Annotated in this window: 10 protein-coding genes; 4 read left to right on the forward strand and 6 right to left on the reverse strand. The window is 64.8% G+C overall.

The features are described from left to right. Positions 1–80: 80 nt before the first annotated feature. Together SKA58_RS00705 and SKA58_RS00710 are read right to left on the reverse strand one after the other, a co-directional pair. Positions 81–3,248, reverse strand: coding sequence for an efflux RND transporter permease subunit (locus SKA58_RS00705; RefSeq protein WP_037541957.1), 3,168 nt, complete (start codon positions 3,246–3,248; stop codon positions 81–83). A gap of 78 nt (positions 3,249–3,326) precedes the next feature. Further along, complete coding sequence (locus SKA58_RS00710; protein WP_009820409.1) at positions 3,327–4,499, reverse strand: efflux RND transporter periplasmic adaptor subunit; 1,173 nt, start codon at positions 4,497–4,499, stop codon at positions 3,327–3,329. A 261-nt stretch (positions 4,500–4,760) separates the two neighbouring features. Here SKA58_RS00710 and SKA58_RS00715 point away from each other — a divergent pair, with 261 nt between their 5' ends. Then, positions 4,761–5,009, forward strand: a complete 249-nt coding sequence (locus tag SKA58_RS00715) for a GlsB/YeaQ/YmgE family stress response membrane protein (protein ID WP_009820410.1) — start codon at positions 4,761–4,763, stop codon at positions 5,007–5,009. A gap of 62 nt (positions 5,010–5,071) precedes the next feature. On the opposite strand, the gene SKA58_RS00720 is transcribed toward SKA58_RS00715, so the two are convergent. The 3 genes from SKA58_RS00720 to SKA58_RS00730 form a co-directional block, all read right to left on the reverse strand. After that, positions 5,072–5,326 carry a GlsB/YeaQ/YmgE family stress response membrane protein gene (locus SKA58_RS00720; RefSeq protein ID WP_009820411.1) on the reverse strand — a complete coding sequence of 85 codons (255 nt, stop codon included), beginning with the start codon at positions 5,324–5,326 and terminating at the stop codon, positions 5,072–5,074. Positions 5,327–5,550: 224 nt separating this feature from the next. Further along, positions 5,551–5,850, reverse strand: a complete 300-nt coding sequence (gene sciP, locus SKA58_RS00725; RefSeq protein WP_009820412.1) for a CtrA inhibitor SciP — start codon at positions 5,848–5,850, stop codon at positions 5,551–5,553. 104 nt (positions 5,851–5,954) lie between these two features. Then, positions 5,955–6,254, reverse strand: coding sequence for a hypothetical protein (locus tag SKA58_RS00730; protein WP_037541959.1), 300 nt, complete (start codon positions 6,252–6,254; stop codon positions 5,955–5,957). A 151-nt stretch (positions 6,255–6,405) separates the two neighbouring features. On the opposite strand from SKA58_RS00730, the gene mnmA reads away from it, so the two are divergent. Beyond that, positions 6,406–7,512, forward strand: coding sequence for a tRNA 2-thiouridine(34) synthase MnmA (gene mnmA, locus SKA58_RS00735; protein WP_009820414.1), 1,107 nt, complete (start codon positions 6,406–6,408; stop codon positions 7,510–7,512). 110 nt (positions 7,513–7,622) lie between these two features. On the opposite strand, the gene SKA58_RS19730 is transcribed toward mnmA, so the two are convergent. Beyond that, positions 7,623–7,868 (reverse strand): hypothetical protein, encoded by a 246-nt coding sequence (locus SKA58_RS19730; RefSeq protein WP_156784118.1) that lies wholly within the window; start codon positions 7,866–7,868, stop codon positions 7,623–7,625. 130 nt (positions 7,869–7,998) lie between these two features. On the opposite strand from SKA58_RS19730, the gene hisG reads away from it, so the two are divergent. Further along, positions 7,999–8,661, forward strand: a complete 663-nt coding sequence (hisG, locus tag SKA58_RS00740) for an ATP phosphoribosyltransferase (protein ID WP_009820416.1) — start codon at positions 7,999–8,001, stop codon at positions 8,659–8,661. Continuing rightward, positions 8,651–9,940 (forward strand): histidinol dehydrogenase, encoded by a 1,290-nt coding sequence (hisD, locus tag SKA58_RS00745; protein WP_037541960.1) that lies wholly within the window; start codon positions 8,651–8,653, stop codon positions 9,938–9,940. The genes hisG and hisD overlap by 11 nt, the downstream gene beginning before the upstream one ends. The last annotated feature ends 25 nt before the right edge of the window (positions 9,941–9,965 follow it).

A 9,965-nucleotide genomic window follows, 5' to 3' on the forward strand; every position in this document is an offset into this window, starting at 1 on the left:
GCGGGAAACGGTTACGCGGCCGTTTCGTTCAAGCAAGTCTCTCTTTGGCAGGGCGGGCGATCCAGCCCGCCCTGCCGCACTCATTCGGCGGGCGCATGGCCCGGCACCGGCCGCCCGTCATCACCGGGCTTGTAGGTCAGCAGCCCACGGCCCAGCCGCGGTCCGACCCAGCTTTCCAGACCGATCGCCAGGCTGAAGACCGCTGGCACGATGACCAGCGTCAGGATGGTCGACAGGATGAGGCCGCCGATCACGGTGATGCCCATCGGTGCGCGGAACGCCCCGTCGCCCGACAGCGACAGGGCCGTGGGCACCATGCCCGCCACCATGGCGACGGTGGTCATGACGATGGGCTGGGCGCGCTTGTGCCCGGCGTCGATGATCGCCTCCTTCTTGGGCACGCCCTTTTCCATCTCCTCCAGCGCGAAGTCGATGACGAGGATGGAGTTTTTGGCGACGATGCCGAGCAGCATCAGCAGGCCGATGAAGACCGGCAGCGACAGCGGCTGTCCTGCCATATGCAGCGCCAGCGCGCCGCCAAGCGGCGCCAGCAGCAAAGAGCCCAGATTGACGAAGGGCGGCATGATCCTTTTGTACAGCAGCACCAGCACCGCCAGCACCAGCAGCACGCCCGAGAAGACGGCGATGGCGAAATTCTGAAGCATCTCTGCCTGGAACTTGCTGTCGCCCGCGTTGATTTTCTGCACGCCCTGGATACGGCCTTCGTTGATCGCCTTCATGGTGGGCAGTGCGTTGATCTTCGTCATCGCCTGGCTGGTGACGAGACCGGGGGCGAGATCGGCCCCGACGACGATGCGGCGAATCTGGTTGTAGCGGCGGATCTGCGTCGGGCCTGCGCCGAAGCTGATGTCGGCCACCACGCGCAGCGGCACGGTGCCGCCCGACACGGTTGGGACGGGCATGTTCTGGATCGTCGACAGGTCGCGCCGGCTGTCTTCGGACAGCGACACGCGGATCGGGATCTGGCGGTCCGACAGCGAGAATTTGGCGACATTCTGGTCGATATCGCCGATCGTGGCGATGCGGATCGACTGGCTGAGCGCCGCAGTCGTCACGCCCATGCTGGCGGCCAGGTCCATGCGCGGCTTGATGATGATTTCCGGCCGCTGCATGTCGCCCTGGACGCGCGGGTCGCGCAATTCCTTGAGCCCCGCCATTTCCTTGACCAGCTTGTTGGCGGTCTTCTCCAGCAACGCGGGATCGTCCGACCCGAACATCATGATGACGTCGCGGCCAAAGCCGCCGCCCGATTGCGACTGGAAATTGACGCGGGCGTCGGCGATCGTCTGGAATTTGGGCGCGACCTTGCGTTCCCATTCTACCGACGTCATCGGCCGGTCCTTCTTGAGCGTCAGGAAAATGTCGGCGCTGGTCGGATTGATGTCGGCAAAGGCGGCTTCCACCGTTTGCGTGTCGGCGGCCAGCATCTTGGCCACCTTGCGGGTGATCGCGGTGGTCTGTTCCAGCGTGCTGCCCGGCACGGTTTCGATCTTCACCTGGCTGAAATCGGTATTGATCGTCGGCTGGAACGTCATGGGCAGCGTGGCGAAGGCAGCGATCGTGGCGATGAAGGCCAGGATGCCCGCGCCCAGCGTCCAGACGCGATGATCGGTGAAGAAGCCCGCCAGATGGTTGCGCACACCGCCGCGTGCGTGGCGCGCTTTGGCCTTGCGGTCTTCAAGCGACCAGCGCAGCACGCCCATATAGCGATCCATCATCCAGCCTTCGCCATGGCTCGCTTCGCCATGGGCCTTGAGGAAATAGGCGGCGATCATCGGGGTGATGAGGCGCGCCACGGCAAGGCTCATCAACACCGACACGACCACGGTCATGCCGAACTGGATGAAGAACTGGCCGGCAAGGCCGGGCATCAGCGCGACGGGCAGGAAAACCGCGACAATCGCCATGGTGGTGGCAAGCACGGCGAGGCCGATTTCGTCCGCCGCGTCGATCGACGCCTGATAGGCGGATTTGCCCATGCGCATGTGGCGCACGATATTTTCGATCTCCACGATCGCGTCATCGACCAGCACGCCCGCGACCAGGCTGAGCGCCAGCAGCGAGATGCCGTTGAGCGTAAAGCCCATCATGTCCATGAACCAGAAGGACGGAATCGCCGACAGGGGAATGGCGAGCGCCGAAATCATCGTCGCGCGCCAGTCGCGCAGGAACAGGAAGACGATGACGACAGCGAGCACCGCGCCCTCGATCATCGCCGACATGGCGCTGTGATACTGGCCGCGCGTATAGTCGACGCTGCTGTAAAGCTGCTTGTACTGGACCTTGGGATTTTCCTTTTTCAGCTGGTCCAGCACCTTCATCGCTTCGTCATAGACGGTGACGTCCGATGCACCCTTGGCCTTGGCGATGCTGAAGCTTGTCACCTGACGGCCATTCATCAGCGAGAGGCTGCGCTGTTCGGCATACATGTCGCGCACGGTGGCAAGGTCGGCGAGCTTGACGGTGCGGCCGCCGGAAATGGCGATCTGGGTTTCGCCCAGCTCGGTTGCGTTGCGGGCATTGCCCAGCACGCGGATCGATTGTTCGGCGCCCGCGATTTCGGTGCGGCCGCCTGCCGAATTGATGTTCACCTGCTGCAGTTGTGCGTTCACCTGCGCGGCTGTGATGCCATAGGCCTGGAGCTTGGCGGGATCGAGGATGACGCGGATTTCGCGGCTGACGCCGCCGCCGCGATTGACCGCCGCCATGCCGCTGATGCTCAGCAGGCGCTTGGCGATGGTGTTGTCCACATACCAGGACAGTTCTTCCAGCGTCATATCGGTCGCTTCGGCGCTGAAATAGGCGATCGGGCCGCCATCTACGTCGATGCGCTGGACCTGCGGTTCCAATATGCCCTGTGGCAGGTCGCTGCGAATCTGATCGACGGCGTTCTTGACGTCATTGACCGCGCGATCGACCGGCGTGCCGATCTGGAACTGGACGTTGGTAAGCGACTGGCCCTCGGACGCGAAGGAGGTGATGTCCTCAACCCCGCTGATGCTGCGCACGGCGGCTTCGACGCGTTGGGTGACCTGCGTTTCCAGTTCGGTCGGCGCGGCGCCAGGCTGAATCACGGTGACGCTCACCACGGGGAAGCTGATGTCGGGATTCTGGTTCACGTCCATCCGCATGAAGCTGACGACGCCCGCCAACACCAAGGCGGCGAACAGCACCAGCGGCGTCACCGGATTACGGATCGACCATGCGGAAATGTTGCGAAAATTCATGACGCGCTTCCTTCACCGACCGCCCACCTGGCGCCCGCTTTGTCTGTCCTTGCCGGGCCGGGAACGACCCTGTCGCCTTTAGCGACCCTTCGCCATTTCCGGCTTTACCTTCTGCCCCGGCGTCAGGAAGGCGCCGGCCGACGTCACGATCTTTTCCGCGCCGGTGATGCCGCTGGTGATAGCCACGCCATCATCGGACACCTGGCCCACGGTCACATTGCGCCGTTCGACCTGATCCTTGCCATTGATGATATAGACGAAACTGCCCTGGGGGTCGCTCTGCACCGCCGATTCCGGCAGCAGCGGCGCGCTGCCCGATCCGCTGGTGATGGTCGCGGACGCAAATCCGCCGGGCCGGATCGCCTGGTCATAGGGAATGGCGATACGGGCGATGCCCTGGCGCGTCTGGGGATCGACCACGGGCGACACCTGCCACACGCGTCCGGCGATCCGCGCGTCGGTGCCGATCGGCGTGATGACGGCGCTGTTGCCGGCGCGCAGCGTCGCAAGATCGCCTTCCGCGACCTGCGCCTGCATTTCCATCTCGCCGCCCTTGGCCATGCGGAACAGCACGCCGCTGCCCGCTTGCACGATCTGGCCCGGTTCGACCGAGCGGGTGAGCACCAGTCCGGCGGCCGGCGCGCGGATATCCAGTCGGCCCGTGCGCGCGCGCTGTTCGGCCAGCTGCGCCTGAGCGACGCGCACGCGCGCCTCCGCCTGATCGCGGGTGGCGGTGCGCTGGTCGATGTCGGCCGCGCTGATGAAGCCGCGGCCGACCAGCGCCTTGGCGCGATCAAGCTGGGCCTGGGCGAGCTTGGCGTCGGCGCGGGCGACCTCGACTTGCGCGGCGAGCGAGCGCACCTGTTCGCTTTGGACCGAGCGTTCGATGGTCGCGAGCGTTTGGCCCGCCTTCACCCAGTCGCCCGGTTGAACCAGAACGCGGCTGACCATGCCGCCTTCGCCGACCACGCCTACCGGCATGTCGACCCGCGCCGCGAGCGAACCCGTTGCGCTCACCGTCCGCGCAACCGTCGACTGCCCCGGGCTGGTGACGGTCACCACTGGCGCTACGGCGCCCGGCGCTGGCGCCGCGGCGGGATCGCCGCCGCCGCGCATCGAAATGGCGACGGCCGCCGCGACCAGCGCCACGGCGATGCCCGCGCCGATGATCAGCTTCTTCCTGCTCCGGCGCCGATCATCCCCGTCCATGATGATCGCCGAGTCGCCCAGCAGCTGGGTTTCGTAGTTCATGCCGATTCCATCTCTCCGGCGCTTTGCCCCTGTTGGCCACTGTGTTATATGAATATAGCACCTGCCTCAAGCCCATTTATCATGGGGGCGGGCTAGAGCGCAAAGCGATAATAGGACCATGGTCCGCCGGCGTCCGGCCGCTTCGCCATGGCGACGCCTTAGCACGGGCTGGACCGTTTCGATAGCGCATCAACTTGCCACGCAGCCTGTTTTGTGGCGCTATCCCGGCGGGTCGCACATCAAGGACAAGGAGGGTGCGTCATGGACGTGCTGGGGTGGATTTTGATCGGCCTGGTGGCGGGCGCGCTGGCGGGCTTTCTCATGCCGGCGCGCGATCCAGGCGGTCGTGCGGTGACGATCCTGCTGGGGATCGCGGGGGCATTGTTCGCCGGGTTCGTCGGGCGACTGATGGGGCTTTACGGGGCCGGGCAAAAAGCCGGATTTATCGCCGCCTGCGCGGGATCGGCCGCGATACTGGCGCTCTATCGGTTGGTCATGGCCCGCCGTTGAGCGCATGCAAAAAAGGCCGCGCCCATGGGGCGCGGCCTTTTAGGATTGAAGCGTCTTCGCGCTTAGCGCATCGAGCCGCGACGCACCAGGTTGACGATCGCCAGCAGGATAATTGCGCCGACCAGCGAAACCAGGAAGCTGTAGACGGTCAGACCGTCGTTGATCGAACCGCCGCTGAAGATCAGGCCGCCAATGAAGGCGCCGACGATGCCGACAACGATATTGAGCAAAATGCCCTGCTGTGCGTCCGTGCGCATGACCATGCTGGCAAGCCAGCCGATGATGCCGCCGACGATCAGCCACAAGATGATTCCCATGTTACTCTCCTTGACCAGGCCCCCATCGGGTTGGGTGCCTATTCAACGGAGCAAAGGGCATCGCGTTCCATCACGCAGAAATGATTCCGGGATTGAAACCATCTTGGCTTTCCGCCCGTTAGAGCAGGCTTTTTTATGCGCCAAGGCAAAGAAGCCGCCGGATCGCGCCAGCGGCTTCCTGATGGGCTGTCATAGCCGCGCCCAAGACGGTGACGCTCCGACGGTCAATATTTCTGCTGCCGTTCATAGAGCGACTTATAATATTGGATGCGCGTCACGCGCAGTCCGTGCATGCCCGACCGATCGACGGCCCGCTGCCAGCCGGCAAATTCCTCCAGCGTCAGATTATAGCGGGCGCAGGCTTCGTCCACGCTGAGCAATCCGCCATTCACGGCGGCGACCACTTCGGCCTTGCGCCGCACCACCCAGCGCGTCGTATCGCGCGGCGGCAGGCTGTCGAGCGTCAGGGGCTCTCCGAGCGGACCGACGACCTGGGCTGGCCTGATTTTCTGGTTCTCGATCATTCTTACCTCAATTTGCGGCGCTGGCCTTGCCGAACTCTGCCGTGAAACCCTGTTATCTCCATCAGCCCTGAACAGGGACTAAAGCGCGAAGGTAAACACCGGCTTCATTCCTCCTGTCCCCTATTCAGTCGACCTGCGACCACCGGGTTGAAACTGCCCGACAATCGCACGGCTTCGATCATGTTGCCGGAACGTGGCGCGAACACATCCGCCAGTTCCTGGACCCAATCATCGCCTCCATCCTGCCCCCGCAGGCTTCCCGCCACGGCCTTTGCGGTCGGGCTGGCAGCCTGGGCCGCCGCAGTGGCGGCGCGCAGGAACGGCCAGACCGGCACGCGTGGCCAGCCGGTCACTCTGGCGTTGGCGGGGGTCAACCCGCCTGCCCGGAGGAAACTCAAGTCCATGGGCTTGTTCTAGCGGGGAATGGATAACCGTCGGTAAACCCGTCCAACGCTTCACCCCGTTCTGCGAGTCATTCTGGCGGTAAAGTGACCGAAGGGCGTCATATTTCGTTAACTTTTGCACGCTGCCGCGCTTGCTCCTATATGCGCGCCCATGCAGCCCGAATTTCAGCTTGCCGAGCCGCGCGATCAGCGGCGCATTGTCGTCGCCATGTCCGGCGGCGTGGACAGCAGCGTCGTCGCCGCGCTTGCGGCGAAGACCGGCGCGGAAGTGATCGGCGTAACGCTTCAGCTGTACGATCATGGCGCAGCGGTGGGCCGCACCGGCAGCTGCTGCGCGGGGCAGGACATACGCGATGCGCGCGCGGTCGCCGACCGCATCGGCATCGCGCACTATGTCTTTGATTATGAAAGCCGGTTCCGCGATTCGGTGATCGCCGACTTCGCCGATGAATATATGGCCGGGCGCACCCCCATTCCCTGCGTCAAATGCAATATGGGGGTGAAGTTCACCGACCTGTTCCAGATTGCGCGCGACCTGGGGGCCGATTGCCTGGCCACGGGCCATTATGTCCGCCGGGTCGAGGGCGCGGCAGGAGCAGAGCTGCACCGCGCCGCCGACCCGGCGCGCGACCAGAGCTACTTCCTATTTGCCACGACTCAGGCGCAACTCGATTATCTGCGCTTTCCTCTGGGCGGGCTGCCCAAGAGCCAGGTTCGCGAGATCGCCGCTGAACTTGGGCTGTCGGTGGCTTTGAAGCCTGACAGCCAGGACATCTGCTTCGTCCCCGATGGCGATTACGCGAAGATTGTGCGGAAGCTGCGGCCTGATGCGGATGAGGGCGGCGAGATCGTCCATGTCGATGGGCGCGTGATGGGCCGGCACCGGGGGCTGATCCATTATACGGTCGGCCAGCGCAAGGGGCTGGAGATTGGCGGGCAGGCTGAACCGCTCTATGTCGTGCGATTGGACGCGGAGGCGCGCCGCGTCATCGTGGGGCCGAAGGCGGCGCTGGCGGTGTCGGGCGCGCTCTTGTCGGACATCAACTGGCTGGGCGGCGACTTTGCTGGGCCGCTGACCGCCAAGGTGCGATCGATGGCCAGGCCCGTGCCCGCGCGGCTGGAGGGCGACCGGCTGATCTTCGACGCGCCGGAATATGGCGTCGCGCCGGGGCAGGCGGCGGTCCTTTACGCCGGCGACCGCGTGCTGGGCGGCGGCTGGATCGCCAGCACGCAAGGCGCGATGGCGCAGGCGGCTTAACCTTCCTCCGCCTCGTCATACCGGACGCGATCCGGCATCCCGTTGACCTTCTGGCGATACGGAAGAAGTGGGATCCCGGCTCAAGGCCGGGATGACGATAGTGAAGAGTTCTATCCGGCGAGGCCGTTCGGAAAAAACATGATCCCGATGCATAGAAAGATGCCGCCAATCATCCAAAAGGCCAGCAGCAGCGTGAGCATCCAAAAACGAAATGGCTGATCTTTTCTGCGGCCTGAAAAGGCGAAGCCCCAATAGGGCGCTTCCATTGTGCCTCTCCGAAAGCCGTCGATCAGCTGCCACGCTGTCATTGCTGAAACGGCTAATCCGATGATGGGTCCAATGATAGCCTCAGCCACTGGCTTTCTCCGCGCTCGAATTAACCGATGAAGATACTAGGTTCTATTAGCTCGCACATATCAGCAAGCCGTTCTGCCTGCTTCTCCAAACCTTGCCCTTTTGCGCCCCCGCGCCTAAGTGCCCCGCGTCATGACTCGTTCGCTCACCTTCGCCATTCCCAAAGGGCGCATCCTCGATGAGGCGCTGCCTTTGCTTGCCAGGGCCGGTATCGAGCCGGAGGCGGAGTTTCATGACAAGAAGAGCCGGGCGCTGCGCTTTGCCACCAACCGGCCCGACGTGTCGATCATTCGCGTGCGCGCCTTCGACGTGGCGACCTTCGTCGCCCATGGCGCGGCGCAGATCGGCATCGTGGGGTCCGACGTGGTGGAGGAGTTCGGCTATTCCGAACTTTATGCGCCGGTCGACCTCGATATCGGCCATTGTCGCCTGTCGGTCGCCGAGCCTGCGGGCCTGGCCGATGAAGATCCGGCGGCGATGAGCCATGTGCGCGTCGCGACCAAATATCCGCACCTCACCCGCCGCTATTTTGAGGCGCGCGGGCTTCAGGCCGAATGCGTCAAGCTGAATGGCGCGATGGAGCTTGCGCCTTCGCTCGGGCTGTCGCGGCGGATCGTCGATCTGGTTTCGTCGGGCGCGACGCTCAAGGCCAATGGCCTCGTCGAAACCGACATCATCATGCCGATTTCCGCGCGCCTGATCGTCAACCGCGCTGCCTACAAGATGCGGTCGGCCGATCTGGTGCCGCTGGTCGAAGCCTTCCGCGCCGCCGTGGGGGTGAAGGATGCCGCTTAGGCTTTCTACCACGGACTCGGATTTCCCGTCTGCCTTCACCGCTTTGGTCGATGCGCGGCGGGAAGCGGATGAGGATGTGTCGCGGGACGTGACCGCGATCCTCAAGGCGGTGCGGGCCGGGGGTGACGCGGCACTGGCCGACTATACGCAGCGGTTCGACCGGCATGACCTGAATGTCAGCGGATGGTCCGTGACGGCGACGGAAACGCGCGCGGCGCTCGATGGAATTTCCAGCGAATTGCGCGACGCGCTGGAACTCGCCGCCGCGCGCATCACGGCCTATCATGAAAAGCAGAAGCCGCAGGACAGCGACGGCGTGGACGCGGCCGGCGTGCGGCTGGGCGCGCGCTGGAGCGCGGTGGACGCGGCCGGCCTGTATGTGCCGGGCGGACGCGCCGCCTATCCCAGCTCGCTGCTGATGAACGTCATCCCGGCCAAGGTTGCGGGCGTCGCGCGCATCGCGATGGTGACGCCGACGCCGGGCGGGGAAATCAACCCGCTGGTGCTGGCCGCCGCGCAGATTGCCGGGATCGAGGAAATCTGGCGTGTCGGCGGCGCGCAAGCCGTGGCCGCGCTCGCCTATGGCACCGACCGGGTCAGGCCGGTGGATGTCATCACCGGCCCCGGCAATGCGTGGGTGGCCGAAGCCAAACGCCAGCTCTATGGCGTGGTCGGTATCGACATGGTTGCGGGACCCTCGGAGATCGTCGTCGTCGCCGATGGCCGCAACGATCCCGAATGGACCGCCGCCGATCTGCTCAGCCAGTCGGAACATGATCCGACCAGCCAGTCGATCCTCTTCACCGACGATGCCGCCTTTGCCGATGCGGTCGCCGCAGCGGTCGAGCGCCAGCTTCCCGCGCTGTCCACCAGCGCGGTCGCGCGGACCAGCTGGGACGCCAATGGCGCGATCATCATCGTGCGCGATCTGGAGGAGGCGATGCCGCTGGTGAACGCCCTGGCGCCGGAGCATCTTGAACTGGCGGTGGAGGACCCCGAACCTTTGTTCGCGCAGGTGCGCCATGCCGGGTCTGTCTTCCTGGGCCGGATGACGCCAGAAGCGGTGGGCGATTATGTCGCCGGCCCGAACCATGTGCTGCCGACCGGCCGCCGCGCGCGCTTCTCGTCGGGATTGTCGGTGCTCGACTTCATGAAGCGCACCAGTTTCCTCAGCCTTGACCGCGATGCGATCGGCGCGATCGGCCCTGCCGCCGTCGCACTGGCGCAGGCGGAGGGGCTGCCCGCCCATGCAGCATCAGTGGCGCTGCGCTTGTCCTGACAACCACCCCCGTTCGGTTCGAGCC

Origin of the sequence: Sphingomonas sp. SKA58, from assembly GCF_000153545.1 — a bacterium.
GTDB classification, from domain to species: Bacteria; Pseudomonadota; Alphaproteobacteria; order Sphingomonadales; family Sphingomonadaceae; genus Sphingobium; species Sphingobium soli.

Coding starts and splice junctions, on each gene's coding strand:
- SKA58_RS00720 (WP_009820411.1), bottom strand. CDS start 5,326: ATGGGAATCATCTTGTGGCTGATCGTCGGCGGCATCATCGGCTGGCTT.
- sciP (WP_009820412.1), bottom strand. CDS start 5,850: ATGATCGAGAACCAGAAAATCAGGCCAGCCCAGGTCGTCGGTCCGCTC.
- hisG (WP_009820416.1), top strand. CDS start 7,999: ATGACTCGTTCGCTCACCTTCGCCATTCCCAAAGGGCGCATCCTCGAT.
- SKA58_RS00705 (WP_037541957.1), bottom strand. CDS start 3,248: ATGAATTTTCGCAACATTTCCGCATGGTCGATCCGTAATCCGGTGACG.
- SKA58_RS00730 (WP_037541959.1), bottom strand. CDS start 6,254: ATGGACTTGAGTTTCCTCCGGGCAGGCGGGTTGACCCCCGCCAACGCC.
- mnmA (WP_009820414.1), top strand. CDS start 6,406: ATGCAGCCCGAATTTCAGCTTGCCGAGCCGCGCGATCAGCGGCGCATT.
- hisD (WP_037541960.1), top strand. CDS start 8,651: ATGCCGCTTAGGCTTTCTACCACGGACTCGGATTTCCCGTCTGCCTTC.
- SKA58_RS00710 (WP_009820409.1), bottom strand. CDS start 4,499: ATGAACTACGAAACCCAGCTGCTGGGCGACTCGGCGATCATCATGGAC.
- SKA58_RS00715 (WP_009820410.1), top strand. CDS start 4,761: ATGGACGTGCTGGGGTGGATTTTGATCGGCCTGGTGGCGGGCGCGCTG.